Source organism: Micromonospora salmantinae, from assembly GCF_022230905.1.
GTDB lineage: Bacteria > Actinomycetota > Actinomycetes > Mycobacteriales > Micromonosporaceae > Micromonospora > Micromonospora salmantinae.
Window position 1 is genome coordinate 145,769 of sequence record NZ_JAKKFG010000002.1, and the last position, 26,936, is coordinate 172,704.

20 protein-coding genes and 1 pseudogene are annotated in these 26,936 nt (G+C 69.2%); 13 read left to right on the forward strand and 8 right to left on the reverse strand.

Translation table 11 applies throughout. The features are described 5' to 3' along the window. Window positions 1-2: 2 nt before the first annotated feature. Entirely contained in the window at window positions 3-2,105 is a 2,103-nt protein-coding gene (gene glgB, locus PSH03_RS01935; protein ID WP_238688064.1) for a 1,4-alpha-glucan branching protein GlgB, read from the reverse strand. Next, on the reverse strand, window positions 2,093-4,378 hold the full coding sequence (locus PSH03_RS01940; RefSeq protein WP_238688065.1) for an alpha-1,4-glucan--maltose-1-phosphate maltosyltransferase: 2,286 nt from the start codon (window positions 4,376-4,378) through the stop codon (window positions 2,093-2,095). Before PSH03_RS01940 ends, glgB begins: the two co-directional genes overlap by 13 nt. A 145-nt stretch (window positions 4,379-4,523) precedes the next feature. Between PSH03_RS01940 and PSH03_RS32740 the strand changes: the two are divergent. Together PSH03_RS32740 and PSH03_RS32745 are read left to right on the forward strand one after the other, a co-directional pair. Beyond that, window positions 4,524-4,589: pseudogene (locus tag PSH03_RS32740) on the forward strand (AbrB/MazE/SpoVT family DNA-binding domain-containing protein); the annotation flags it as partial. Window positions 4,590-4,623: 34 nt separating this feature from the next. Beyond that, the gene (locus tag PSH03_RS32745) at window positions 4,624-4,905 is read left to right on the forward strand and encodes a hypothetical protein (protein WP_238688100.1); all 282 of its coding nucleotides are present in this window, start codon (window positions 4,624-4,626) and stop codon (window positions 4,903-4,905) included. 161 nt (window positions 4,906-5,066) lie between these two features. Here the strand turns inward: PSH03_RS32745 and PSH03_RS01955 are convergent, their stop codons facing one another. Next, window positions 5,067-5,294 carry a winged helix-turn-helix domain-containing protein gene (locus PSH03_RS01955; protein WP_112731238.1) on the reverse strand — a complete coding sequence of 76 codons (228 nt, stop codon included), beginning with the start codon at window positions 5,292-5,294 and terminating at the stop codon, window positions 5,067-5,069. 255 nt (window positions 5,295-5,549) lie between these two features. Here PSH03_RS01955 and PSH03_RS01960 point away from each other — a divergent pair, with 255 nt between their 5' ends. The 3 genes from PSH03_RS01960 (at window position 5,550) to PSH03_RS01970 (ending at window position 8,093) form a co-directional block, all read left to right on the forward strand. Continuing rightward, complete coding sequence (locus PSH03_RS01960) at window positions 5,550-5,747, forward strand: hypothetical protein (RefSeq protein WP_238688066.1); 198 nt, start codon at window positions 5,550-5,552, stop codon at window positions 5,745-5,747. 16 nt (window positions 5,748-5,763) lie between these two features. After that, window positions 5,764-6,984 carry a helix-turn-helix domain-containing protein gene (locus tag PSH03_RS01965; RefSeq protein WP_238688067.1) on the forward strand — a complete coding sequence of 407 codons (1,221 nt, stop codon included), beginning with the start codon at window positions 5,764-5,766 and terminating at the stop codon, window positions 6,982-6,984. 164 nt (window positions 6,985-7,148) lie between these two features. Continuing rightward, window positions 7,149-8,093 carry an inositol-3-phosphate synthase gene (locus PSH03_RS01970; RefSeq protein ID WP_238688068.1) on the forward strand — a complete coding sequence of 315 codons (945 nt, stop codon included), beginning with the start codon at window positions 7,149-7,151 and terminating at the stop codon, window positions 8,091-8,093. 12 nt (window positions 8,094-8,105) lie between these two features. Here the strand turns inward: PSH03_RS01970 and glgA are convergent, their stop codons facing one another. Next, window positions 8,106-9,311, reverse strand: a complete 1,206-nt coding sequence (glgA, locus tag PSH03_RS01975; RefSeq protein ID WP_238688069.1) for a glycogen synthase — start codon at window positions 9,309-9,311, stop codon at window positions 8,106-8,108. 72 nt (window positions 9,312-9,383) lie between these two features. Between glgA and glgC the strand changes: the two genes are divergently transcribed. Both glgC and pgm read left to right on the forward strand, forming a co-directional pair. Beyond that, window positions 9,384-10,616, forward strand: coding sequence for a glucose-1-phosphate adenylyltransferase (gene glgC, locus PSH03_RS01980; protein WP_091401467.1), 1,233 nt, complete (start codon window positions 9,384-9,386; stop codon window positions 10,614-10,616). A 31-nt stretch (window positions 10,617-10,647) separates the two neighbouring features. Further along, the gene (pgm, locus tag PSH03_RS01985) at window positions 10,648-12,288 is read left to right on the forward strand and encodes a phosphoglucomutase (alpha-D-glucose-1,6-bisphosphate-dependent) (RefSeq protein WP_238688070.1); all 1,641 of its coding nucleotides are present in this window, start codon (window positions 10,648-10,650) and stop codon (window positions 12,286-12,288) included. Between the two features lie 8 nt (window positions 12,289-12,296). Here pgm and PSH03_RS01990 read toward each other — a convergent pair whose 3' ends face one another. After that, window positions 12,297-13,205, reverse strand: a complete 909-nt coding sequence (locus tag PSH03_RS01990; protein ID WP_255749967.1) for an NAD(+)/NADH kinase — start codon at window positions 13,203-13,205, stop codon at window positions 12,297-12,299. A gap of 100 nt (window positions 13,206-13,305) precedes the next feature. Further along, window positions 13,306-16,413, reverse strand: coding sequence for a M14 family metallopeptidase (locus tag PSH03_RS01995; protein WP_238688072.1), 3,108 nt, complete (start codon window positions 16,411-16,413; stop codon window positions 13,306-13,308). Window positions 16,414-16,654: 241 nt separating this feature from the next. Between PSH03_RS01995 and PSH03_RS02000 the strand changes: the two genes are divergently transcribed. After that, complete coding sequence (locus PSH03_RS02000; RefSeq protein WP_238688073.1) at window positions 16,655-17,965, forward strand: phenylacetate--CoA ligase family protein; 1,311 nt, start codon at window positions 16,655-16,657, stop codon at window positions 17,963-17,965. A gap of 19 nt (window positions 17,966-17,984) precedes the next feature. On the opposite strand, the gene PSH03_RS02005 is transcribed toward PSH03_RS02000, so the two are convergent. Both PSH03_RS02005 and PSH03_RS32750 read right to left on the reverse strand, forming a co-directional pair. Continuing rightward, complete coding sequence (locus tag PSH03_RS02005) at window positions 17,985-19,229, reverse strand: hypothetical protein (RefSeq protein WP_238688074.1); 1,245 nt, start codon at window positions 19,227-19,229, stop codon at window positions 17,985-17,987. Window positions 19,230-19,376: 147 nt separating this feature from the next. Beyond that, window positions 19,377-20,609 carry a glycosyltransferase gene (locus tag PSH03_RS32750; RefSeq protein ID WP_210781338.1) on the reverse strand — a complete coding sequence of 411 codons (1,233 nt, stop codon included), beginning with the start codon at window positions 20,607-20,609 and terminating at the stop codon, window positions 19,377-19,379. A gap of 343 nt (window positions 20,610-20,952) precedes the next feature. Between PSH03_RS32750 and PSH03_RS02015 the strand changes: the two genes are divergently transcribed. From PSH03_RS02015 to wecB, 5 genes are all read left to right on the forward strand, one after another. After that, window positions 20,953-22,215, forward strand: a complete 1,263-nt coding sequence (locus PSH03_RS02015) for a hypothetical protein (RefSeq protein ID WP_238688075.1) — start codon at window positions 20,953-20,955, stop codon at window positions 22,213-22,215. Between the two features lie 195 nt (window positions 22,216-22,410). Beyond that, window positions 22,411-23,451 (forward strand): SDR family NAD(P)-dependent oxidoreductase, encoded by a 1,041-nt coding sequence (locus PSH03_RS02020; protein ID WP_307850444.1) that lies wholly within the window; start codon window positions 22,411-22,413, stop codon window positions 23,449-23,451. Next, window positions 23,445-24,572, forward strand: a complete 1,128-nt coding sequence (locus PSH03_RS02025) for a polysaccharide biosynthesis C-terminal domain-containing protein (RefSeq protein ID WP_210781340.1) — start codon at window positions 23,445-23,447, stop codon at window positions 24,570-24,572. The genes PSH03_RS02020 and PSH03_RS02025 overlap by 7 nt, the downstream gene beginning before the upstream one ends. After that, window positions 24,569-25,807: a glycosyltransferase family 4 protein gene (locus tag PSH03_RS02030; protein ID WP_238688076.1), complete on the forward strand. Its 1,239-nt coding sequence runs from the start codon at window positions 24,569-24,571 to the stop codon at window positions 25,805-25,807. Before PSH03_RS02025 ends, PSH03_RS02030 begins: the two co-directional genes overlap by 4 nt. Then, a complete protein-coding gene (gene wecB / locus PSH03_RS02035; RefSeq protein WP_238688077.1) occupies window positions 25,804-26,928 on the forward strand; it encodes a non-hydrolyzing UDP-N-acetylglucosamine 2-epimerase in 1,125 nt (374 codons plus the stop codon). The genes PSH03_RS02030 and wecB overlap by 4 nt, the downstream gene beginning before the upstream one ends. Window positions 26,929-26,936: the final 8 nt, after the last annotated feature.

Here is a 26,936-nt window from a genome sequence, read left to right on the forward strand (position 1 = left end):
GGTCAGCCCTGGCGGAGCCAGATGGCACCGAGCGGGGGGACCTGGAGGGCCGCCGAGGCGACCATTCCGTGCCACGGCACGTCCTCGGCGTGCACCGCACCCATGTTGCCCACCCCGGAACCGCCGTAGTGGTGGGCGTCGGTGTTGAGCACCTCGGTCCACGTCCCGCCGGCCGGCAGGCCGATCCGGTAGTCGTGCAGTGGCTGGGCGGAGAAGTTCGCCACGCACACCAGCGTCGAGCCGTCCGGGGCGATCCGGACGAACGACACGGTGTTGTTGGCGACGTCGTCGCCGGCGATCCAGCGGAACCCGGCCGGCTCGGTGTCCTGGGCCCAGAGCGCCGGAGTTTCCCGGTAGACCCGGTTGAGGTCACCGACGAGTCGTTGCACGCCGGCGCGGGCCGGGTCGTGCAGCAGGTACCAGTCGAGGCCGCGCTCCTCGCTCCACTCCCGGTCGTCGGCCAGTTCGGAGCCCATGAAGAGCAGTTGCTTGCCGGGGTGGGCCCACATGTACGCCAGCAGCGCCCGCACGTTCGCCAGCCGCTGCCAGGTGTCACCGGGCATCTTGCCGGCCAGTGAGCCCTTGCCGTGCACCACCTCGTCGTGGCTGATCGGCAGCACGTAGTTCTCGCTCCAGGCGTACGCCAGGGAGAAGGTGAGCTGGTGGTGGTGGTGCTGGCGGTAGATCGGGTCCTTCGAGGTGTAGAGCAGGGTGTCGTGCATCCAGCCCATGTTCCACTTGAACCCGAAGCCCAGCCCGCCGTCGGCGGTGGGGCGGGTGACGCCCGGCCAGGCGGTGGACTCCTCGGCGATCATGACGACGCCGGCGTGGTGCTTGTAGACGGTCGCGTTCACCTCCTGCATGAGCGCGATGGCCTCCAGGTTCTCCCGGCCGCCGTACTTGTTCGGGGCCCACTCGCCGTGGTTGCGGGAGTAGTCCAGGTAGAGCATCGAGGCGACCGCGTCGACCCGCAGCCCGTCGACGTGGAACTGGTCGCACCAGTAGAGCGCGTTGGCGACCAGGAAGTTGCGTACCTCGTTGCGGCCGAAGTCGAAGACGTACGTGCCCCAGTCGGGGTGCTCGCCGCGCCGCGGGTCGGGGTGCTCGTAGAGCGGGGTGCCGTCGAAGCGCGCGAGGGCCCACTCGTCCTTCGGGAAGTGCGCGGGCACCCAGTCCAGGAGTACGCCGATGCCGGCGGCGTGCAGCCGGTCGACGAGGTGGCGGAACTCGTCCGGGTCGCCGAATCGGGAGGTCGGCGCGTAGTAGCCGGTCACCTGGTAGCCCCAGGAGCCGCCGAACGGGTGCTCCATCACCGGCAGGAACTCCACGTGCGTGAAGCCCAGTTCGGTCACGTACGCGGTGAGTTGCTCGGCCAGTTGGCGGTAGCCCAGGCCGGGCCGCCACGAACCAAGGTGCACCTCGTAGACGCTCATCGGTTCCTGGTGCGGCTGTCGTTCGGCCCGCCGGGCCAGCCAGTCCGCGTCGTCCCACCGGTACGTCGAGTGGTGCACCACCGAGGCGGTGGCCGGCGGCACCTCGGCGTACGCGGCGAGGGGGTCGGCCTTGTCCCGCCACTGCCCGTCGGCGCCCAGCACCCGGTACTTGTAGCGGGCCCCGGCCCGGGCGTTGGGGACGAACAGCTCCCACACCCCGCTGGAGCCGAGCGACCGCATCGGCCAGCCGTCGTCGGGACCCCAGCCGGTGAAGTCGCCGATCACCCGCACCCCACGGGCGTTGGGCGCCCAGACGCTGAACGCCACGCCCTCGTCGAAGACCCGGGCGCCGAGCGCCTCCCACAGTCGCTCGTGCCGGCCCTCGCGGATCAGGTGCAGGTCCAGCTCACCGAGGGTCGGCGGGTAGCGGTACGGGTCGTCGTGGGCGGTGCCGTCGACCTCCACCCGGTAGTCGAGCACGGTGCCGTCGACCTGCGCCTCGAAGACACCCACGTCGTGCACCCGCTTCATCGGGTGCCGCTCGTCGCCGACGATCAGGGCGACGTCGCCGGCGCCCCGGCGCATCGTGCGGATCGTCGTCGAGCCGTCGGCGGGGTGCGCGCCGAGCAGCGCGTGCGGGTCGTGCGTCGCGCCGGAGATCAGCTGGTCCATCGGTCGTCCTTCGGAGCGGCGTCGGTCGGTACGGGGGCGGACGGGCGGGTGGCCGCTCGGCGCGGTGGGGTCGGAACCGGGCCCGACCGGCGGGGCGGAGTCGGAACGGGAGCTGTCGACGCGGCAGCTGTCGACGCAGGAGGCGCCGGAGCAGGAGGCGTCGGTGCAGGAGCTGTCGGCGCAGGAGCTGTCGGCGCAGGAGGTGTCGGCGCAGGAGGTGTCGGGACGGGAGCTGTCGGCGCGGTGCCGCCGGAAAGGTCGTCCGGCACCTCGGCGACGGTGAGGTCGGCCGGCTCGGCGCCCGCCGGCTCCGGCGGGGTCGGCGGGGTCGGGCGACGCACTGTCAACACGTGCGCGGGTTGCAGGTACGGGTCGAGCCGTACCGCGTTGCGCTGACCCCAGTCGTAGCTGGTGCCGGTCAGCTCGTCGTGCACCGTGAACCGTTCGTGCCAGTCGAAGCCGAGCGCCGGCATGTCGAGGGTGGTGTTGCCCCACTGCACGACGCGCGGGTCGAACGAGCAGATCACGATGACGGTGTTGCCCGTTTCCGGGTCGTGCTTCGACCAGCAGAGCAGCGCCGGGTTGTCGATCTCGTGGAAGCGCAGGTTGCGGAGCTGGTGCAGGGCCGGGTTGTGGTGGCGTACCCGGTTGAGGGTGGCCAGGAACGGCGCCAGCGAGCGGCCCTGCGCCTCGGCGCCGGCCCAGTCCCGGGGTCGCAGCTGGTACTTCTCGTTGTCCAGGTACTCCTCGGCGCCCGGTCGGGCCACGTGCTCGAACAGCTCGTAGCCCGCGTACAGGCCCCAGGAGGGGGAGAGCAGCGCGGCCAGCACCGCCCGGATCTTGAACATCGGTGGGCCGCCGTGCTGCAGCGACTCGTGCAGGATGTCCGGGGTGTTCGGCCAGAAGTTCGGCCGCATGTAGTCGGCCGCCTCGATCAGCTCCTCGCAGTACGCCCGCATCTCGGCCGCCGTCGTGCGCCAGGTGAAATAGGTGTACGACTGGGTGAAGCCGATCTTGCCGAGGCCGTGCATGATGGCCGGCCGGGTGAACGCCTCGGCCAGGAACAGCACGTCCGGGTCGACCGCCTTCACCTCGGCGATCAGCCAGTGCCAGAAGTCGAACGGCTTGGTGTGCGGGTTGTCCACCCGGAAGATCCGGATGCCCTCGCCGACCCAGTGCAGCACCACCCGCAGCACCTCGGCCCGGATGCCCTCCGGGTCGTTGTCGAAGTTGACCGGGTAGATGTCCTGGTACTTCTTCGGCGGGTTCTCCGCGTACGCGATGCTGCCGTCGGCCCGGGTGGTGAACCACTCCGGGTGCTCGGTGACCCAGGGGTGGTCCGGCGCGCACTGCAACGCCAGGTCCATCGCCACTTCCAGGCCCTGTGCCGCCGCCGCCTGGATGAAGGCCCGGAAGTCCGCCGGCGTACCCAGATCGGGGTGGATCGTGTCGTGGCCGCCCTCGGCGGCGCCGATCGCCCACGGCGAGCCCACGTCGGTCGGCCCGGCGGTGAGCGCGTTGTTCGGGCCCTTGCGGTTGACCCGGCCGATCGGGTGGATCGGCGGCAGGTAGAGCACGTCGAAGCCCATCGCGGCCACCCCCGGCAGCCGCTCGGTGGCGGTCGCGAAGGTGCCGGACCGGCCGTCTGCCGCTCCTTCGGAGCGGGGGAAGAACTCGTACCAGGCCGAGTAGAGCGCCCGCTTGCGGTCAACCCAGATCGAGTACGTGTCACCGGCGGTGACCAGCTCCCGCACCGGGTGCTCCCAGAGCAGGTCGGCCAGGGCCAGCGCCCTGTCGACCCGCTGCGCCAGCGGCAGGTCGGTGTCGACCAGCGCGGTGAGCGCGTCGGCGACCCGGGGCCGATCGGCGGTCGGCACGAGGCCCCGGGCGGCGGCGAGCACCCGCGCGCCCTCGGCCAGGTCGTTGGCCAGGTCCTCCGGCCCCTGCCCGGCGGCGATCTTCTTGGTCACCGCGTTCTGCCAGGTCAGGTACGGGTCCTGGAACGCCTCGACGGAGAAGGTCCACGAGCCGACGGCGTCCGGTGCGATGGTGGCGTGCCAGCGGTCCTGGCCGGGCTCGCCGGGGCGCATCCGGGTGAACGGCCGGCTCGCGCCGTCCGGACCAGCCCACACCACGTTGCAGCCCAGCGCGTCGTGCCCCTCCCGGTAGGCGCGCGCCGACACCGGAACGGGCTCGTCGACCACCGCCTTGGCCGGGTATCGCCCGCACGAGACGACAGGGGAGACGTCTTCGATCGGGAACCGTCCAGTCACCCCGCCAACCTACTGCGCGAGATCCGTTCGCGCGCGGCCAAGCACCCCACCCGCTACTCCTCCCAGCTCCCCGCGGCGACATCGCTCAGACCGCGCGTCGAGAAGTGTCACGTATCGGCAGTATTACGTGACGGAGGTGCAGAGCATGCGGTTGAACAGCAAGGGCCAGGTGACGATCCCGGCGGCGCTGCGGGCTCGATACAACCTGCACGAGGGCGACGAGGTTGATGTGGTCGAGGAGGGCGGTGCCCTCCGCATCGTTCGAGTCCACGGTGCCGAAACCCGGGGCCGCGGGCAACCTGGTGATCAACCCCATCGTGTACGCCGAGGTGTCGGTCCGTTTCGACCGGATCGAGGAGCTGGACGAGGCGTTGCCGGCGGAGGACTTCCTTCGCTCCGTCCTTTCCGCGATCTTGCACTTTCTGTCGCGATATAAAGAGCATTCCGCGCATTTCGACGACAGAAAGTGCAAGATCGAGGTTGGTCCCGTCGATCATGGAGTTGTGGTGCCTGTTTTGACGCTATAACTAGCACTTCGTCACCCACCACAACTCCATGATCGACGAGGCGGTGCGGGCGTTGACGAACAGCCACTCCAGCGTCATGCAGCGGCGGTGTCGGCGCGACCCAGATGCGACGGTTTCCTGAAACCCGAGTGGATCTAGGCCGGGTGAGGGGCAGAACGGAGTCAGGCGGGCGGGTTCGGCGCCACGAACGACCCCTTGCCCTGGTGCACCTCGATCCAGCCCCGCTCATCCAAGATCCACAGAGCCCGCTTGATCGGGTTGTCGGACGAGTTGTACTGGCGGGCGAGTTCAGCGATGGTTGGCAGCTTGTCGCCGGGCTTGAGGGTGCCGCTTCGGATCGACGTCGTGATGTCATCGACGACCTGCTCGTAGACAGGCTTGCGGGGCATGGTGGGACCACCTCTCGTCAGCCTGTACAGAGTCTCACCACGCGCGACACAGTCTGGACCCTGTGTTGACCCTGGCTACTTAGGGTCCTAAGTTGGACTATGTCGGAGGTCCTCTCGTCAGCAGCGGAGTGCCTCATCAGGGGCGGGTGGCTTCCCGTGTCATACCGCCTCTGACCTGCATCCCCCATCACCAACCACTCCCAGCAGTCGGTACCTCCATCACCCATCAATTCGTCGCGCCCCGAGGAGGCACAGTTGGACGAGCGACTGCCGGACGGGCCGCTGCCGCCCGCGTACCCCATTGCCGGGGCGCGACCTCCGCAGCCGGACGGGGATCGGGTGCGCGCTCCAGCCCGGCCGACGCGGGCGCCGCTCACCCGGCGGCAGTACGCCTACGGCATCGCGATCGCGGTGGTCGTACTCGTGCTGGTTGTGATTGGGGTCCTGCGGTGAGCGCGACGGGCCGGCGGTGAACGAGCTGCCGGTGGGTCGCCGGGTCGCGCAGTGGCGGGTCCGGCGGAACATGACGCAGCAGCAGTTCGCCGACCGGCTCGGCAAGTCGAAGAGTTGGGTGGACAAGGTCGAGCGTGGGGTACGCCGGTTGGAGCGGGTGTCCAACCTCCGGGAGGTCGCCGAGACGCTGCGCATCGACGTGGAGGTCCTGCTGGCGGCCCGGCCCGCGCGGCCGACTCCGGTTGCCGGGCTGGACGGGGTCCGGACGGCGCTGGCCCGCTACCAGCTACCGGGCGCGGACCGACCGCCGCTGGTGGAGGAGTTGGCTGCTCGGCTGGAGCATGCCGAGCAGAGCTATCGGCACGCGCGGTACCCGGCCCTGCTGGCACTGCTGCCCGGTCTGCTCGACGCCGTCCGCGAAGCGCACGCCGCTCGCCCCATCGCGACGGACGCGCTGCTCGTGTCGGTGTACGCACTCGTCGCGCTGGTGCTGGTCAAGGTCGACCAGGGGGAGTTGGCCTGGCTGGCCGCCGACCGTGGAATGACCGCCGCCCTGGCGACCCACGACCCGCAGTTGGCCGGCCTCGCCACCGTGTCACTGAGTCAGGCCCTGCGGTCCCGTGGTCGACGGCGCTCCGCGCTGGACGCCGCGCTCGTCGCCGCGGACCGCATCGGCGCGCACGGGGTCGGCGGTGTGTCCCCAGCCAGCGTGGGACTACGCGGGACGCTGCTTCTTCAAGCCGCCCTCGCCGCGGCAGGCGGGGGAGACGGACGCGTCGCCCGTCAGTCACTCGACCAGGCCGAGATGATCGCCCGAGCCGTCGGCCCGGACGGCTCCGGGGGTGGTGCTGGCTCCGAGGGTTCGGGCTCTGGCGGTGCGGTCTTCGGTGTCGGGGGTTTCGGTCAGGCGGCGGTCGAGGCGGCCCGGGTGGTGGCCGATGCGGCCCTCGGCGACGTCACCGTGGCGACGGCCCGGCACGAGCGGCTGGTGACCGGCGACGAGTGGCGGAGCCTGTCGCCCGAGCACCGGGCCGCATACCTCCTCGATGTGGCCCGGGTGTACGCCCTGGCCGGCGAGATGCACCGCGCGGGCCGGGCGGTCCTCGACGCGGAGCGCACCGCCCGAAGTGAGGTGCACGACCGGCCGGCGGTACGAAAGCTGGTCACCGTCGTGTGGCGCTCCGCCGACGCGCCCGCCGGCATCGTCCAGCTCGCCACCACCCTCGGTGTCGCCTGACGGCCGCCACCTGGTCTCCCTGGCGGATGGTGGCGGGCCGGTGCGGGGGGAACCAGTCAGCGCGGTGGACCTTCGGGGGATTGGCCGTCGTGACCGAACTTTCGGCACCGTTGACGGTCTCGCCGGGGCGGACCGCCGAACCGGAGGTGACGTAGCCTCCCGCCATGATCGAACGGGTGAAGGTCGCGGTCGTCGGTGTCGGTAACAACACCTCCGCACTGGTGCAGGGGCTTGCTCTCTACCGCCAGGGCGGCAGCCTGGTCGGAATCCGCAGGCCGATGATCGACGGCCTCGGGGTGGGGGACATCGACATCGTGGCGGCCTTCGCCACCTCCGAGGAGAAGATCGGTCGGGACCTGACCGAGGCGATCTTCCTGGCGCCCAACAACTTCCCCCGGCTGAACTGCGACCTGCCCAGAGCGGGTGTGCCGGTCACGAAGGGCCTCGTCGACGCGAGCGAGGTGCAGCGGGTGGCAGCGGCGCTGGCAGGGGCGGAGGTGCTGCTCTACTCGGCGCCAAGTGGCCGACCGGAGACTGCCCGGGCGTACGCCGAGGCGGCCCACACGGCGGGCGTCGCCTTCATCAACACCACCGCCGACCCGGTCGCCCGCGATCCACAGCTGCTGGACAGCTTCGAGGCTGCCGGTCTGCCGTTGCTCGGCGACGACCTGGCGAGCCAGTTCGGCACCTCGGTGTTGCACAACGCGCTGCTGCGGCTCCTGAAGGAGCGCGGCCTGACGCTGGTCAGCTCCTACCAGGTCAATCTGGGCGGCACCGAGGACTTCCGCAACCTGGTCGAGAACCCCAACACCAAGAAGCAGTCCAAGCTCAACGCCCTCTCGGAGGCGGACAGCGTCGAGGTGGCCCCGCTCGGTTACCTGCCACATCTCGCGTCGCAGAAGGTGGCTCACCTCAACCTTGAGGCGCAGGGTTGGGGTGAGACAGCGGTGAGCCTCGACGTGAAGCTGAAGGTGCACGACCCGAGTGGCGCCGCCGGGGTCAACATCGACCTCATCCGCATCGCGGCCAGCGCGCTACGGAACGGGCGTGGTGGTCATGCTGCCGAGGCGACGTCGCTGCTCAAGTCTCCGCCGGGCACGGCGATCTGACGTCCGTCTGCCTCAGGCCGCGCCGACGGAGCGGTAGACCTCCAGGGTCTGCCGGGCGATGGCGTCCCAGGAGAAGTGCTGTACCGCGCGCCGCCGGCCGGCCAGGCCGAACCGCTCGGTGCGCGCCGGGTCGGCGAGCAGCGTGTTGATCGCGGCCGCCAGGTCGGCCACGAAGCGGTCCGGCTCCAGTGGGGTGCCGGAGCCGTCGGTGGCCTGCTCGATCGGCACCAGCAGGCCGGTCTCGTCGTCGGCCACGACCTCGGGGATGCCGCCGGTCGCGGTCGCCACCACTGCCGTCTCGCAGGCCATCGCCTCCAGGTTGACGATGCCCATCGGCTCGTAGACCGACGGGCAGACGAAGACCGTGGCGTGCGTGAGCACCTGGATCACCTCGGGCTTGGGCAGCATCTCGGCCACCCAGACCACACCGGAACGGTTGGCCCGCAGCTCGGCGACCAACTCCTCCACCTCGGCGGCGATCTCGGCGGTGTCCGGCGCGCCGGCGAGCAGGACGAGCTGGGTGTCCGCCGGCAACTCCCGGGCGGCCCGCAGCAGGTACGGCAGCCCCTTCTGCCGGGTGATCCTGCCCACGTAGACCACGCTGGGGCGGGACGGGTCGACGCCGAGCCGGTCGAGCACGTCGGTGCCCTGATCCGGGGCGTACTGGACGGTGTCGATGCCGTTGTAGACCACCCGGACCCGGTCGGGGTCGATCTGCGGGTACGCGGTGAGCACGTCGTTGCGCATCCCGCCGCTGACCGCGATCACCGCGTCGGCGGCCTCCATCGCGGTGCGCTCGATCCAGGAGGAGAGCGCGTAACCGCCGCCGAGCTGCTCGGCCTTCCACGGCCGCAGCGGCTCCAGGCTGTGGGCGGTCACCACGTGCGGCACCCCGTGCAGCAGCTTCGCGGTGTGGCCGGCCAGGTTCGCGTACCAGGTGTGGCTGTGCACCACGTCGGTGCCGGCCGCGCCGGCGGCCATCTCCAGGTCCACACCCATCGTGCGCAGCGCGGCGTTCGCGCCGGTGAGGCCCGGCGGTTCGGCGTACGCGGTGACGCCCGGCTCGGTGCGCGGCAGGCCGAAGCAGTGCACCCGTACGTCGGCGAGGCTGCGCAACTCCCGAGCCAGGTACTCGACGTGCACGCCCGCGCCGCCGTAGACCTCCGGCGGGTACTCGCGGGTGAGCAGATCGACGCGCAGCGGGGTGGGTTCCGTCATGACCCCGCACCCTAGTGCAGAAGACTCCCCGTACGAGTGGTGAAGTCCGACGCGGGTGGATAGCGTCGGGGCATGGCTGCCAAGGTGCTCGCGATCGTCCTGGCGGGTGGGGAGGGCAAGCGCCTGATGCCACTCACCACGGATCGGGCCAAGCCGGCCGTCCCGTTCGGCGGGATGTACCGCATGGTCGACTTCGTCCTCTCCAACCTGGCCAACGCCGGCTATCTCAAGATCGTCGTGCTGACCCAGTACAAGTCCCACTCCCTCGACCGACACATCACCAAGACCTGGCGGATGTCCACGCTGCTCGGCAACTACGTCACCCCGGTGCCGGCGCAGCAGCGTCGTGGCCCGTGGTGGTTCGCCGGCTCGGCCGACGCCATCTACCAGAGCTTCAACCTGATCAACGACGAGCAGCCCGACTACGTGATCGTCTTTGGCGCCGACCACATCTACCGGATGGACCCGCGGCAGATGGTGGAGGACCACATCGCCTCCGGCGCGGCGGTGACAGTGGCCGGCATTCGCCAGCCGCTGTCGATGGCCGACCAGTTCGGCGTCATCGAGGTCGGCGAGGACGGCAAGCGGATCCGCGCGTTCCGCGAGAAGCCCACCGACGCGGTCGGTCTGCCCGACGCGCCGGACGAGATCTACGCCTCGATGGGCAACTACGTCTTCACCACTCGGGCACTCTGCGAGGCGGTCGAGCGCGACGCCGAGGACAAGTCCAGCAAGCACGACATGGGCGGCAGCATCATCCCGATGCTCGTCGAGCGCGGCGAGGCCAACGTCTACGACTTCCGCGACAACGAGGTACCGGGCAGCACCGACCGTGATCGCGGCTACTGGCGGGACGTGGGAACGCTCGACTCGTTCTACGACGCGCACATGGATCTGATCAACGTGCACCCCGTGTTCAACATGTACAACTTCGACTGGCCGATCTACACGGAGCAGCCGCCGTGGCCGCCGGCGAAGTTCGTGCACCAGTGGGGTGAGCGGGTCGGCCGGGCGGTCGGCTCGATGGTCTCCCCGGGTGTGGTGATCTCCGGCTCGCTGGTGGAGAACTCGATCGTCTCGCCGAAGGTGCGGGTGCACTCCTGGGCGCACGTCGAGGGCTCGGTGCTGATGGAGGGTGTGGAGATCGGCCGGCACGCTGTGGTCCGGCGGGCCATCCTTGACAAGAACGTGTTCGTCCCGGAGGGCGTCGAGATCGGCGTCGACCTGGAGAAGGACCGGCAGCGCTACACCGTTTCCGACAACGGCATCGTGGTGATCGGCAAGGGCCAGAAGGTCGTGCCGTGACCGACAGGCACTCCCCGAGGAGGATCCCGCAGTGACCCACCCCCGTGCCGGCCAGCTCGCCGAGCCCGCCGACCTGGTCGACGTGCCGCGCCTGGTGACCGCCTACTACGCCGAGCATCCGGACCCCGCGGACCCGGCCCAGCAGGTCTCCTTCGGCACCTCCGGCCACCGCGGCTCCAGCCTGCGCAACGCGTTCAACTCCGACCACATCCTCGCGGTCACCCAGGCGCTCTGCGACTACCGGCGTGAGCAGGGGCTGGACGGGCCGCTCTTCCTCGCCCGGGACACCCACGCGCTCTCCGCGCCGGCCGCTGTGGACGCCCTGGAGGTGCTCGCCGCCAACGGGGTCACAGTGCTGGTGGACAGCCGCGACGGCTACACCCCGACCCCGGCGCTGTCGCACGCGATCCTCACTCACAACCGTGGGCGGACCAGCGGGCTCGCCGACGGCATCGTCATCACCCCGTCGCACAACCCGCCCGACGACGGCGGTTTCAAGTACAACCCCACAAACGGTGGGCCGGCCGACACCGACGTGACCCGGTGGATCCAGGACCGGGCCAACGCCATCCTCGCCGCAGGGCTCAAGGAGGTCCGCCGGATCACCTACGCGCGGGCGCGGGCCGCCGACACCACCGGGGAGTACGACTTCCTCGCCAACTACGTCGACGACCTGCCGGCCGCGATCGACATCGACGCCATCCGCGACGCGGGGATCCGCATCGGCGCGGACCCGCTGGGCGGGGCGAGCGTGGCGTACTGGGGTGAGATCGCCGAGCGGCACCGCCTGGACCTGACAGTGGTCAACCCGACTGTCGACCCGACCTGGCGATTCATGACCCTGGACGGCGACGGCAAAATCCGGATGGACTGCTCCTCGCCGAACGCGATGGCGTCGCTGATCGCCGCGCGGGCCGACTACCAGATCTCCACGGGCAACGACGCCGACGCCGACCGGCACGGCATCGTCACCCCGGACGCCGGGCTGATGAACCCCAACCACTACCTGGCGGTGGCGATTCGTCACCTGTTCCGCACCCGCACCGAGTGGGGGCCGGACGCCGCTGTGGGCAAGACCCTGGTCTCCTCGTCGATGATCGACCGGGTCGCCGCCGACCTGGGTCGCCCGCTGCTGGAGGTGCCTGTCGGCTTCAAGTGGTTCGTACCCGGCCTGCTGGACGGCGCGGTCGGGTTCGGAGGCGAGGAGAGCGCCGGGGCGTCGTTCCTGCGACGCGACGGCTCGACCTGGACCACCGACAAGGACGGCCTGCTGCTCTGCCTGCTCGCCGCCGAGATCCAGGCCACCACCGGCCGCAGCCCGAGCGAGCACTGGGCGGAGTTGGCCGAACGCTTCGGCGCGCCCGCGTACGCCCGGATCGACGCCCCGGCCACCCGGGAGCAGAAGGCAGTGCTCGGCAAGCTCTCCCCGGAGCAGGTCACCGCCACCGAGCTCGCCGGTGAGCCGATCACCGCGACGCTGACCACCGCCCCCGGCAACGGTGCGGCGATCGGTGGCCTCAAGGTCAGCACCGAGTCCGGCTGGTTCGCCGCCCGTCCGTCCGGCACCGAGGACGTCTACAAGATCTACGCCGAGTCCTTCCAGGGCCCCGACCACCTCAAGAAGATCCAGGAAGAGGCCAAAGCCCTGGTAGACCAAGCCCTGGCCCCCTAACCGCGGGGTCAGCAGGGTGGCGGGAGTTCTCGTTGGGTGCGGCGCAGCTCCTCGGGGAGCAGTTCGCGGAGCTGCTCGGGCAGGAACGGCAGGTCGAGCAGCGTCATCTTCAACTGGTTGCGTTCCTGGTAGCGCAGCGGGTCGAAGCGCACCACCAGGCCGGCGTTGCGGCGGTACCTGATCTCCACCGCTCCCTCGGTGGCCGGGTCGCGGAACACCAACCCGTCCATCTCCACCACCACCGGGGACGAGTCGGGCTCCAGCTCCAGCCGGATCTTCTCGTCCGGTGAGAGCACCACCGACCGGGAGATGCCCGCCATCGGCGCCGACGGCGTGACCACCATCGAGTCCGCCGCCGGGGAGATCAGCGGGCCGCCGGCGGCGTAGCTGTACGCCGTGGAGCCGATCGGGGTGCTGACCACCACGGCGTCGCACCGGTAGTAGCCGTACTGCTGGCCGTCGATGGCGAGTGTGGCGTTGACGAAGCCGGAGCCGGGCTGGCGCACCAGCGCGATGTCGTTGAACGCCACCACGTCGTCGCCACACACGTCGCAGGCGAGGCAGGCGTGCGACTCGACGGTGAACTCCTTGGACAGCAACCGGCTCAGCGCCTCAGGCAGCTCCGGCGGCTCGATCTCCACGAGAAAACCCACACGACCCAGGTGTACGCCGAGCACCGGCTTCGGGTCGAGGACGGCGGATCGAAGCGCACCCAACATGGTCCCGTCGCCACCGATGCTGATCAAGGCGTCGGCGCGGGCCGCCACCTCGTCCGCCGGCACCGGCACGATGCAGGACGAGACGCGGTGCTGGTCCTCCTCGCGCACCATCAACGTCTTGTGGTGACGCTTCGCCCACCGTTCGATGATCCCCACCACCTCGGTGACATCCCGGGTGGGGTGCAGCACAAGTCCCAGCCCCGACACCCGTACAGCTCACCACATCGGCGGCGACCGTACCCGGCGTACACCGAAGGTGCGCCGACGGTCCGCGGACCGTCGGCGCACCTCGCCGCCATCAGGGGCGGGGCTGCCCGGTGAGGTGGGTCAGCGAGCGGGCGACCAGGTCGTCGCGGGCCGCCGGAGGCAGACCCTCCAACCCGAAGCCCAGATACACCGTGTCCCCGGTGACCACCACCGAGCCCTCCTCGAACGCCTGCTGGCTGCGCGACCAGTCGTTGGCGTTGCCAGCGGAGCCGGGCGGTGGGCCGGCCACCGTCCAGCCACCCAGGTCGGCCGACTCGAACGAGGTCTCCGCCACCGTCGACCCGTCAACCAGCACCCGGGCGTCGTCCAGGAAGACGCCGAGACCCTGGGTGCCCCAGTCCGAGGCGTACGTGATCGACACCTCGACCTGCTTACCGGCGTAGCCCGACAGATCGGCCACGAACTCCTTCCAGCCTCCCGACGACCCGCTCGCCGCGTTCCAGCTGCCGGTGCTCCCGGTGGGGGAGCAGTCAGCGCCCTGGTAGTGCGCGAGGAACGGGTGCAACTGCTCCACCCAACCCTCGGGGCAGCTGTCCCCGGTGACAGTGCTGGTCTTGCCGTTGGCGTCCGGCAGTGTCGTCCAGTCGTCGCTACCCACCTCGTGCGCCTCGACGAACATGAAGTCCCAGTCCTGCTCGATCTCGTAGGAGGTGAAGAAGCGCAACTCCGCGCTGCTCGCCCCGGTGAGGTCCACAGTGCGCGTGAGCCGCTTGTACGACTCGTCGGTCTGCCCGCTGTAGAGGTACCACTCACCGGTACGCGGATCGAACGGCGCGCCGCCCGGTCGGGACCAGCCCACCGGCGCGGAACTGGCGAACTGCGGGAACTCGTCCGGCGGCAGGAAGCTCGACGTGGTCAGGAACGACGCGGTGTGCGCCTGGTTCTCCGCCGAGCCGGAGGCGTTCAGCTGCCCGTCGAAGCCGGTGAACGCCGCATCGGTGCCGGCGACCGGGTACGGCTCCCCGTCCGGGCTCGTTCCGCCGTCGCTGACATAGGTGTGCGCGCCCAGCCAGTACTGCTGGAAGTCGTTGAACAGCGGCAGACAGCTGGCAGCCTCGGCGTCGGTGCACTCCGGTGGCGCGTCCGGGTGATAGACGTACGACCCGTTGGCGCCCTGCGCGAACAACGCGTACTGGCCGCTGACCAGCAGTTTGCCGCCCTCGTTCAGGTAGTCCCGAACGGCCAGCTCGGTGTCCAGCGCCGCTCTGGCCGTCGTGCCGGCCACCTGACCGGGGGAGCGCAGGATCACGTCGTCGCCGGTCTCCCAGACCACCGCCTCGTAGTGCGACAGCACGCCGAGCGGGTGCGGCGCCTTGCGGCCCATCGCGTCGAAGTCGTACACGTCACTGCTGCGCCCGGCGGCGCCCAGCGACGCCGCGACCTCGTCGGCGTACTTCGCCGTGGTGCCGGTCTGCGCCGGGCTGAGGCCGGTGACGTCCTCCACAGCGAGGACCAGCACGTCGCCGCCGACGTCGTCGTGCACCCGATAGGTGAAGTGTTCGCTGGCCACCACCCCGGCGCGCGGTTTGTTCCCGGTGAACCAGACCTCCACCCGGTCGCCCGGCTTCGCGCCGCTGACAGTGCCCCGTAGCTCGGCGTAGTAGTCGTCGTGGGTGTTGCCGTACCGCTCGCCGCCGCGCCACTCGCGGACCGCGACAGTCTTGGGCCGCCCACCGTTGACCGTGTAGTGCATCCGCACGTTCCTCAGCGCCCGACGGGTGATCGCGGCGACCTGCTGGGTCCGCCCGTACGAGGTGTCGAAGGCGTCCACCACGAAGTCCGGAGTGCTGCGACCGACCACCGAGACCGGGTCGTCCGGGTCCGCCGCCGACCGGGCCACCGCCAACGCGAACGGTAGGTTCTTGCTCACCTCGCCGGCGATCAGCGCCTCGTCGTCAGGGAAGATGAAGCCGCTGACGCAGTCCTCCGGGCGCCACTGGTCGTCCGGGTCGACGGCCGAGGCGGCCTCGCAGGTGGACATCTCCGGGGTGAAGCCCAGCGTGCCGTACCTGACGGTGGCGTGACTGTCGGTGTCACCGTTCGTGGTGTAAAGCTCCGCGGAGATGTCCGGGTCGTAGCCGGGCACCGCTGGGTGCGCGTCGTCACCGGCCATCGCCTTGTAGATCTCGTCGTCCGGGGTGGGGGTGCTCACCTGCCAGCCCAGGCCGTAGAGCAGCAGTTCGGCCGCCGAGTGGTAGTTGACGAAGAACTCGAACCCGACCCGCTTGAAGAGCCGGTCCAGCGCCTTGGTCTCCGGCTCGGAGTTGGGGCCCGGGCCCCGGTAGGTCTCGCTGTTCAGCTCCGGCGACGAGCCCTCGTTGTCGTAGCCCCACTTGTAGCTGAAGTTGCGGTTGAGGTCGACGCCGTCGCCGGAGCCGATCTGCCCGTCACCGTTGTTGTCCCGCAGGTTCTTGCGCCACAGCCGGTTGCCGGGGGTGAAGGTGAAGTCGTAGCCGTCCGGGTTGGCCACCGGCAGGAACCACAGTTCGGTGGTGTCCAGCAGACGGGTGATCTCCCGGTCGGTGCCGTAGCTGTCCAGCACGTGATGCATCAGCCGGCGGGTCATCTCCGGTGTGATCCACTCCCTGGCGTGCTGGGCACCGGCGTAGAGCACCGCCGGTCGTTTGCCGTCCGCCACGGTCCGCGCGTTCTTGGTGACCTTCACCGCGACGATCGGCTGCCCCTGCTGGCTGCGACCGATCGTCTCCACCTTGGTCAGCTTGGGATACCGGGCCGCCGTGGCGTTCAGTTCGTCTCGCAGGCCGCCCGGCTCACCGTAGGGACGGAAACTCGTCCAGCCGGCCGCGGCCTGCTCCCGCAGCGCCTGCGACGCGTCCTTGCCCCGCACCTTCTTCACCGACAGCGGTACGCCCTTGTCGGTCAACCGCTTCGCCTGCCGTCGGCTGAGGACCGTCTCGACAGTCGTGCGGCCGGACGAGTCCGCCTTCGCGTCGTGGCCGAGGTCGACCCCCGCCGCGCGCAGTTGCTCCCGCTGTTTCGCGTCGACAACGCCGACGTACACCTCCAGGCCGTCGCGGACACCCGGGTCGGACGGGGGCCGCGCGCTGGCCGGTGGGGTCAGTGCCAGTGCGCCGAGCAGGGTGACCACGCCGGCGATCGCCAGTCGTCTCGGTCTCATCGCGCCTCCTTGGGTGAAGGACCTGTAGACGCGAGCCTTCGGTGCGGCGTGATCAGTGTCAATAGGTCGATGGGTGCAAGGTTTGCTGACCGTGTTGGTGTCGGTGCCGTGTGTGATGGATGGACGACCTGCCTCGTAACTGGGATTTTGTCGCATCGTTGAAAGGGTGCTGATGAACGAGCGGGCTGATGGACGTCAGCTCTGCTTCGGAGGGTGTAGCGGAGCCAGGAGGCGACTTGACGTGCGTGCGTTGATGGAGCGCGGGTGGCTGTTCGCGGAACGCCGTCGGCGCCTCGAACGAAAGATCGCCCTCTACAACAAGCCCTTGTCCCGCGCGGAGATCGAGCGGATCCAGGTCGAACGCTTCAACAAGATGTGGGCGTACTGCCTGACACGGGTGCCGTTCTACCGGTCATGGCGGAAGGAGCACGATCTACCCAGTGGCATCTCGCGGCCGTCGGACCTTCGCCACTTTCCGATGCTCGACAAAGAGCTGCTGATCAGCCGCTCTGCCGAGGTCTTCGCGGGTGGTTCGACGAAGCAGGCCTACAGCACCGGCGGGAGCACCGGCCAGCCCACCAAGTTTCCTCGGGGGCGGGGCGAGTCGACCGACCGGTGGGCGAACAACTATCTCGGGCGAGCTTGGCGGGGAGTCCAGCCGTTCGAGCCGCAGGTCCTGCTCTGGGGGCACTCGCACCTCTTCGGCGACGGGCTGGCCAGCCAAGTCGCTCGGTTGCGGCGCGGCGTCGCCGACCGCCTGGTGAATATCACTCGGTTGAACGCCTACGACCTCAGTGATCCTGCGCTTCGAGGGCACTACGAGGCGATCCGGTCCCGGCAACCCGTGTTGCTGGTCGGATACACCTCCGCAATCTTCAAGGTCGCCCGCTACATCGAGCGCAACACGCTGGACCTGGGCGACGTGAGTCGGCTGCGGGCGGTGATCCTGACCGCGGAGACGGCCAGTGACGCGGACATCGCACTGATCGAACGGGTCTTCGGAGCAGGGGCGGTCATCGAGTACGGCGCTGCCGAGACCGGCCTGGTGGCGATGTCCCGCCAGGAGGCACGGCCCATCCAGGTCATCTGGGACAGCTTCATCTGTCTCGTCGATGATGGTGGTTCGCTTGCGGTCACGACCCTCGACGACCGTCTGTTTCCACTGGTCAACTACGCCATCGGGGACCAGGTCGAACCAACTGACGTCGTCGACGGTAACGTGTTCGAGATCCGCTCGGTCCTCGGCCGACAGCAGGAAATCGTCCAGGTCGGCTCGGCGCACGGGATTCTCGACCTTTCCCCGATCCTGCCGGTGCACATCCTCAAGACCCTCCCGGACATCGTCGGCGTTCAGTTCCGTCAGGAGCGACCTGACGCCCTGCACATCTACCTACAGGCAGACCACGAGCTTGATCTGGAAGCGGTGAGTCTGTACTTCGTTCGCGAGCTGCGGAAAGATCACCCTGACCTCCGCGCAGAGTCGATAACGTTCCACCAGGTTGCCGACCAGGCTCGCACTCGTGCAGGCAAGCACGCCCTGTTCGTTTCCTGATCCGAGTGGCACTACGGCCTCACCTGCCGATGAGGTCGACGGGCGGCGCCGCCTGACGCTCCTGTTCAGGGGAGATATGTCTTGCTCGATGAGATCCGCGCCGCCGGTATCGACGCGACACCGCGGCCAGCACGAGGATCCCCGCGACCAGCATCTCCGCGACGGTGGTCGCGGCGGCGGCACCTGTCGGGCCGAGTGTCGCCGCCTGGACGAGTAGAGCGCCGCCCAAAAGCATACCGATCGACAGGGCGAGACGACTGGCGGCGACGTAGTTCCCGTCGCCGATGCGGTTGAGCGCAACGGCGCGGTTCATGGTCGTGAACGGTAGGGCGAGCGCCAACAGTTGCAGCCAAAGCGCCGACTCGGGTATCGGCAGCGAGAGCAGGCTCGTCGTGAGCCACGGCGCGGTGGCGATGACAGCGGCCGCGATGACGGTCGCACCTATGACGGCGATAATCTCGCTCTCCCGGCTGATCGCCACTGTGGGGCCGAGGTTGTGTCGTCGCCGGGTCCGGATCGCCATCGGCACCCGGAGTCCGCTGAACGTGACGGCGACCAGTGCCTGGTAGATGCTGACGAGGGCGCCGTAGCAGCCAACGACCTGAGGGCTCGCCACCAATGAGAGGGCGATAGTGCTGGCACGGCCGGTGAACGCCTCGGCAAGGCTGTAGGTGAACAGCGGACGGCTCAACCGGAAGGCGCGCCCCGCTGCCCGCGGCGACAGTCCCCTCCACATTGGTGGCGGGCCGGCCGGGCCTCGACAAGCCAGTATCTCCGTGCTGAGCAGGTAGGTGGCGGCACCAACCAGCAGTGCGGTCGTCAGTGGCGTGCCGGCGATCAGCAGCACCATGGCGAGGAGTCGGGTGCTGGTCATCGCGGCCGAGGCCGCGATGAAGCGCATCTGTCGGGCGAGGTCGCCGAAGCGCAGGTCGGCGAGGCTGTTGAAGATCATCACGCCGCCGGCGCTGATCAGGGCTGCCGCGCCGTATCCCTGGCCAGCATAGAGCGCAGCGATCACCAGGGTGGCGGTGGCCATGGCAGGCACTGCCACCAGGATTCGCTGACTGTGCGCCGCGCGGCGTTCCTCGTCATTGCCGGATACATACAGCAGGGATGATCCACCCATGACCAGGTTCGCCACCCAGGTCAGCGCGGCCGTCATCACGCTGTAAGCCGCGATTTCGGCGGTCTGGCCCTGCCGCGCGCTGTACGCGAGTATCCCGGCGTTCAGCAGTCCGCTCATCAGGCTGGACGCCGACGCCACGACGGTATTGGACCGCACCCCCGACCGGCGACCTCCCTGGGGGCGGACAGACTCAGTGGGCTCGGAGAGCGTCTGCTCTGGAGTCGACCGTTCCTTCAATCGTGGTCCTTTCACGGCGGCTGGGCACCGCCCGCCGACGGGCGGGGGTCAGCGCTCCGCGACTGTCAACCTGATCCGGTCGAGGATGTTCGGCCCTTCGGTCTCGGCCCGCCAGGACCGATAGGCCTGCCCCGCCGCCCGGCGTGCCGCGAGCCGTTCCTCCTGGCTGCGCTGGGCGAACTGGTCAATCTGGTGAGCCAGAGTCGCCACCGTGGCATCCGTCAGGACGACTCCTCCGCCGGCCCGGAGCACCGGGCTCCAGGGGGTCTCGTCCGAACAGATCACCGGGCACGACGCGGAGAGGCTCTCCGCGATGACGTGGCCGAAGTTCTCCCCCTGAGTCGGAAAGACGAACATGTCGTACTCCGCGAAGGTGGACCGGACCGCGCGGGGCGCGAGCTCTCCCCGATAGGAGAGCGTCACGGACGCCGGCAACCGCTGGGCAAGCAGTTGGCATTCGGCCCAATAGGACCTGTCCTCAATAGGGCCGTAGATATCGAAAACCACCGGCCGCGTCACCAGCGCGAGGGCCTCGATCACCTTCGCCAGATTCTTGATCGGGCTGATGCGACCGATGAATACGAGCCGCGAGGAACCACCGGTCTCTTCGGGTGGGATTGGCTCTGGCGGAAGCGACACCTCGTTGGGTCGCATCTCGATCCGGGCCCACGGAAAGAGGTTCCTGATCAGCTGCGCTTCGTGCGGGTTGGTGGCGTGCCAGTGGACCCTGAGCCGTCTGAGAATGGGTCGCCAAACGCGTAGGAACAATCGCTTCTTCAAGCTCTTGACCCCTAGCGCACTCGCCGCCAGCTCACCCCGAGGGGCGACGAGTATCTGTTTGACCCGAATGATGCGTGCCTGCGCCGCGAGAATCGGCAGAACCGATGACCTCGCCCAGAGACTGTTGACGTAGAGGAGGTCGAATCTGGTTGATCGGAGCGCTTTCAGCAGGGCGTACCACTGGCGGAGGCGACCTGGATCGAGGTAGTAGATGCGAGCGTGGCCCCGGTCGATCCAGTGACCGGAGTGACCGGGATACGGCTCCGCGGAGCCGAGATCGCGGTCTCTCGTCACCATCGTCACCTCGATCGCTGGCGATACGACGTCGAGCAGTTGGGCAACGGAACGGACAGGGCCGCCGGCGCGGAATCCCGGTTCGAAGAAGTCACACGTCAACAGCACGCGATATGGCGGTGTGGGGACCGGAATTGGCGAATCGCGAATGACATTCGCGGCTGCGGGGGTCAGGTCGTCGTGTAGCACGTCGAAGGGTTCGGCCACGTCCGGCTAACGATGGGCGGTGTGGATCGGTGACGCCACGGAGGATCGGTCTGTGCGATGTGGCGGCGATCGGCGCCGAAATCGCGAGACAGGCGGCCGAAATGGAAGTCCGGATATATGCTCCGCTGTCATGGAGTCAATGACAGGGGCGCGCCCGATGGCAGGTGGGAATCAAGGCGCGCGTCCACGTCACGCACGCGGCGTACCCGAGGATGAGGCAAGGCTCCCGACCAGCGGACTCTGGCGCTGCTTCGCCGGGCTGGCCTGGCTCGTGCTGGGCGTGGCGTGCCTGCTCCTGGAAAGAAACTCCTCCGTTGGGTGGAGCAGGGACGGAAACCTCGCGATGAGCCTGCTGGCGACCCTCTTCGGCGCCTGGGTCTTCTGGCGCGACGGCGGTCGCCGCATCACCGCCGTAGGGCTCTACAACCTCGCCTTCGCATTCTTTGTCGGCTTCAGCGGGCTTTACCAAACGGTGAAGGCATGGACGATCGATCCCGGCATCCCGCTCTTCACCGCTCTTGCCATCTGCTACTTCGTACAGGTCGTGACGTGGTTGCTGTTCTGGAGCAGCACCGCGCCGCATCGGCTGCCACCGGCTGCCGGCCAGGCGGACGGCAGGACGGCAGGGTGGGCGGTGAAGTGTGGTCTGGTCCTGCTGGTGCTCGGAGTGGGCATGGCAACGGTCGCACCGAATTCACCGCCGGTGGCAAACCCGATCGGCTTCGTCGGCGTCGTGCTCCTCGCGGTGGGGTTGTTGCGGGGCCCGATGGCACGCCACACGTTCGTCTGGGGACTGGTTCTCCTGGTCGCCTTCGCGTTCTACTTCACCTACCTCTTCAATGGCTTCGGGCGGATAGTCGTCGGTACGCTGGCGCTCGCGTTGCTGGTGATATCGGCCCACCGGGACCAGCGGCCCTACACCAAACTCCTCGTCCTCGGTGGAGCGGCGCCGGCTCTGCTGTTCCTCGCCGGGCTGCGCGCCACCGGCTCACAGGGCTCGGCTGCGATGGTCGACCAGGACGGATTCGGGTCCGCGATCAGCCCGCTTCACTCGTTCGCCCAGCTGCTGCGCCTGAACGAGGTGGGGCTGCTGCCGCGCGGATGGGGGGAGACGTTTGCCAACGCCGCCGTGGGTCTGGTGCCTCGCGCGCTGTGGGAGGGTAAGCCGATCGGTTTCGGTTCCGACCTCGTCGCCTTTCTGAGCCCTGAACTGGTCGGCACGGGACATTCCGCGGCGGCGCTCGCGCATGGGGAGTGGTTGTACAACTTTGGCCTGCTGGGCCTGGGGCTGATGGTGCCGGTGACCGGCCTGGCCGTCCGGTTCATCGACAGGGTCCTGGCCTGGGCCTCGTCCGGCCCGCTGACGACGCCGTACGCCGTGGGCGTCTACGCCGGTGCGATCGTCACCGCGGTCGGTCTGTTCGATCTCCTCTGGGTGGGCAGTTTCACCTACGTGGTGCGCGGAGGTGGGCGACTGCTGGTGCTGGCCGCGGTGATCCTGCTGCTTGGTTGGCGGGTTTCCGGGGCGGTGGCGCCGAACCACCTGGTCGGCAATTACCGGACGCCTGCGGCCCGCCCCGCGCGGCCGATGGCGCCCACCCGATGACGGCGGCACGCGGGCCCGACGCCTGACCATCTGGTGGTGCACCAGGACCATCAGGATCTAGAGCAACTCCATTGTGCTTTTGGTCCCGATGTGGGCGTTTCTCTCGCGGGATTCCACTCGTTGCGGCAGTTGTGGCCGCACCACGGCCCCAACCAGCGCGGCCTACGCGAGCCACCATGAACGAACGGAGCGTCAGTGAGTTACTTGACCACCGGACGCCGGGTGCTCATCACCGGCGGTACGGGTTCCTTTGGGCAGACGATGGTGCGCCGACTCCTCGACCGTGGAGTTGGCGAGGTCCGGGTGCTCAGCCGGGACGAGGCCAAGCAGGACGCCATGCGTCGGCTGCTCGGCGACGAGCGGGCCCGTTACTACGTCGGAGACGTGCGGGACTACGACTCGGTGCTCAAGGCCAGCCGGGGCATCGACTACATCTTTCACGCGGCCGCCCTCAAGCAGGTGCCCTCGTGCGAGTTCTTCCCGCTTGAGGCGGTCCGGACGAACGTGCTGGGCAGCAGCAATGTCGTCGAGGCCGCCGAGCGCAACGGCGTCGGCTCGGTCGTGGTGCTCAGCACCGACAAGGCTGTATACCCGGTCAACGCGATGGGGATGAGCAAGGCGATGATGGAGAAGGTCGCCCAGGCACACGCTCGGAACAACCCGAACAGCGCCACCACGGTCTCCTGCGTCCGGTACGGCAACGTCATGTACTCCCGTGGCTCGGTGATTCCGCTCTTCATCGAGCAGATCAAGGCGGGCCGGGCACCTACCGTGACCGACCCGGGGATGACCCGCTTCCTGATGTCGCTGGCCGACTCGGTGGAGCTGGTGGAGCACGCCTTCCAGCACGCCCGGCCCGGCGACATCTTCATCCGCAAGGCCGCCGCCTGCACCGTCGGCGACCTGGCCGAGGCGCTCTGTCAACTCTTCGACGTGCCCTCCAAGCTCGACGTGATCGGCGTACGGCACGGGGAGAAGCAGGCTGAGACGCTGGCCAGCCGGGAGGAACTCGCTCATGCCGAGGACTTCGGTGACTTCCTTCGGGTGCCGCTCGACGGCCGTGACCTCAACTACGCGCTCTACGTCTCCGAGGGCGGCCTCGGCGACGGGCGGACCGAGGACTTCAACTCGTCGAACGCGCCACAGCTCGGCGTACCCGAGATCATCGAACTGCTGAAGACGCTGCCCGAGGTGCGCGCGGAGCTGGCGCTGCGGGATCCGGTGCTGGCGTGCTGAGGCTCGCCGTCACCGGTGCCGGCGGCTTCCTCGGCTGGCACGTCCGGGTGCTGCTGCGCGCTCTGGGTTGGCCGGAACCGGTCGTGGTGACCCGGAGCGACCTCGCCGATCCCGACCTGGTCGCGGCGAAGGTGGACGGAGTCGACCGGGTGCTGCACCTGGCCGGCGTGAACCGGGGTGAGCCGGCCGATGTCGCTGCCGGGAACGTCCTGCTCGCCGCGCAGCTCGCGGAGGGACTCAAGCACTGCGCGAACCCGCCGACGCGGGTTGTCTACGCCAATTCGGTGCAGGCCGGCAACGGCACTGCGTACGGCGACGCCAAGGCCACCGCTGCGCGAGTGCTGGCGGATACCGGCGTCGACCTCGATGACGTGTCGCTGCCGAACCTCTACGGCGAGCACGGACGCCCATACTACAACTCCGCGGTGGCGACGTTCTGTCGGGTGCTCGCGGAGGGTGGCCGGCCGGAGGTGCACGCCGACCGTGAGTTGAGCCTCGTGCACGTCACCGACGCGGCCGCCCGGCTCATCGGTGTGCCGGCCGGCGGTTCATGGGATCCGGCCATGCCGCCGCTGCGCATCGGAGTGCAGGGGCTGGCCCACCGGCTCACCGAGATCGCCGCGACGTACCGGACAGGGGACATCCCGCACCTGCTGAAGCGGCATGATGTGCGGCTCTTCAACACATACCGGTCGCACTGTTTTCCGGCGCACTACCCCCTGGCGCTGCCCCGCCGCGCGGATGCCCGGGGTGAGCTGGTCGAGACGGTCAAGGCGCACGGCGGTGCCGGCCAGACCTTCTGCTCCACCACGCTGCCCGGGATCACCCGCGGCGAACACTTCCACCTGGCCAAGGTGGAGCGGTTCGTGGTGCTGCGCGGCTCTGCTGAGATCAGCCTGCGGCGGGTGGGTGACACCGAAGTCCTGCGCTTCCCGGTGAGCGGCGACGAGCCGGTACTCGTGGACATGCCGACGATGTGGGCACACAAGTTGGTGAACACCGGGCCGGATGAGCTGGTGACGATGTTCTGGACCAACGAGATCTTCGACCCGGACCGACCGGATACCTGGCCTGAGGCGGTGGTGGCGGCCCGACCGGCGCCGGTGGCGGTCGGGGCGTGAAGATTGGCCTGATCAGCCAGTGGTATCCGCCGGAGGGCGTCTTCATACCGGGTAACCTGGCGCACCAACTGGCCGGCCGTGGCCACGAGGTCAAGGTCCTCACCACATTCCCGAGCTATCCGTACGGCCGAGTCTTTCCTGGCTGGCAACAGCGCTGGCGGCATCGGGAGACCGAGGGGCCGGTGATGGTCCGGCGGGTGCCCGCCTATCCCAGCCACGACACCTCCACCGTCCGGCGCGCCCTGAGCCACCTCTCCTTCGGTGCCACCAGCGCGGTGGCTGGGGCGCGGTGGCTCGCTGACGTCGACGTCACCTACGTCTACCACCCGCCGCCCACGGCCATCGCCGCTGCGGCCCTGCAGCGTGCGGCCCGCCGAACACCGATCGTGCTCCACCTGCAGGATCTGTGGCCCGAGTCGGTGACGCAGTCCGGGATGGCACCGACCGGCCGGGCCGGGCGATGGCTGGAGCGGTCCATCGGGGCGCTGATGCGTGGGACGTACCGGCTGGCCGATGCCATCGTGGTGATTTCGCCGACGATGGCTGAGCGGGTGGTGGCCGGCGGCGCCGACCCGGACCGGGTGCGGGTGGTCTGGAACTGGACTGACGACGCGCTGTTCCGGCCGCTGCCGGTCACCGACGAGGCCCGTGCGGCGCTCGGTCACCGCCAGCGCTGCACCGTGATGTTCGCGGGCAACCTCGGGCTCCTGCAGGGCATCGAGACGGCCATCCGGGCGGCGGCCGCCGCCAGTGACCGGATGGACCTGGTGCTGGTCGGCTCCGGCGCGGGTGAGGACGGCGCCCGCCGATTGGCCGCCGACCTGGGCGCCGACAACGTGCGGTTCATCGGTCGGCGTCCGCCCGAACAGATGGCGGAGCTGTACGCGGCAGCGCACTGGCAACTTGTGTGCCTACGCGACGTACCCGCCCTGCGCGCTGCCGTCCCGTCGAAGCTGCAGGCCGCGTTGGCCTGCGGTGTTCCGGTGATCGCTGCCGCCGGGGGCGACACCGGGGCCCTTGTCCGGTCGACCGGGGTCGGTCTCGTCTGTCCGCCAGAGGACTGGCGGGCGCTCGCCGAAAGGTTCGTGGAAGCGTCCGAACAGCCGGCCGCCACGCGGCAGGCCATGGCGGACCGGGCCCGCCAGGTGTACCGCGATCGGATGTCCCTGCGCGTGGGCGTCGACCAGTTCGAAGACATCCTGACCAAGGTGGCAGCGCAGAGAGGACGGGCATGACCCGCATCATGACAGTGGTCGGCACCCGGCCGGAGATCATTCGACTGTCCCGGGTGCTTACCAGACTGGACAGCACTGTCGACCACACCCTGATTCACACGGGGCAGAACTGGGACCCGACCCTGTCCGACGTGTTCTTCACCGAGCTGCGACTGCGCCAGCCGGACCGGTTCCTGGAGGTCGACACCTCCTCGCTCGGCCGGGTACTCGGTGGCGTTCTGGTCGGCATGGAACAGGCGATCGCCGAGCTGCGGCCGGATGCGCTGCTGGTGCTGGGCGACACGAACAGCTGCATCGCCGCGCTGATGGCGCGACGGATGCGGGTGCCGGTCTACCACATGGAGGCCGGCAACCGGTGCTTCGATCTGAACGTGCCGGAGGAGACCAACCGGCGGCTGGTCGACCACGTGGCCGACTTCAACCTCGTCTACACCGAACACGCCCGGCGTAACCTGCTCGCCGAGGGCCTGCACCCGCGGCGGATCCTGCACACCGGCTCGCCGATGCGGGAGGTGCTGGAGCATTATCGTGCACCGATCGCCAGCTCGACCATTCTCCGGCGGCTGGAGCTCGATCGAGGCGGGTACTTCCTGGTCAGCGCCCACCGCGAGGAGAACGTGGACCGTCCCGACCGGCTTCGTCGGCTGCTGGACTGTCTTGTCGCAGTGCGGGACAGGTGGGCCCTCCCGGTGCTGGTCTCCACCCATCCGCGCACCCGTAAACGGCTGGAGGCGTTGGCCCCGGACGCCACCGCCCTGGACGGCATCGCCTTCCATGAGCCGTTCGGCCTGCTCGACTACGTGCACCTGCAGACCAAGGCGTACTGCACCTTGTCGGACAGCGGGACGATCAGCGAGGAGGCCGCCATCCTTGGCTTCCCCGCTGTGACGCTGCGCGAGTCGATCGAACGTCCGGAGGCGCTCGACTCCGGCGGCATCATCATGACCGGCCTCGACCCGCAGGGCGTGGTCGAGGCGGTCGAGGTGACAGTGGCCCAGGTCGCCGCCGAGGGGGTGCCCTGCCCGGTCGACTACCAGGTGCCGGACACCTCCCGGCGGGTGGTCGACTTCATCCTCTCCACCGTCCGCCGGCACCACGACTGGGCGGGCATTCGCCGCTGACAATCGGG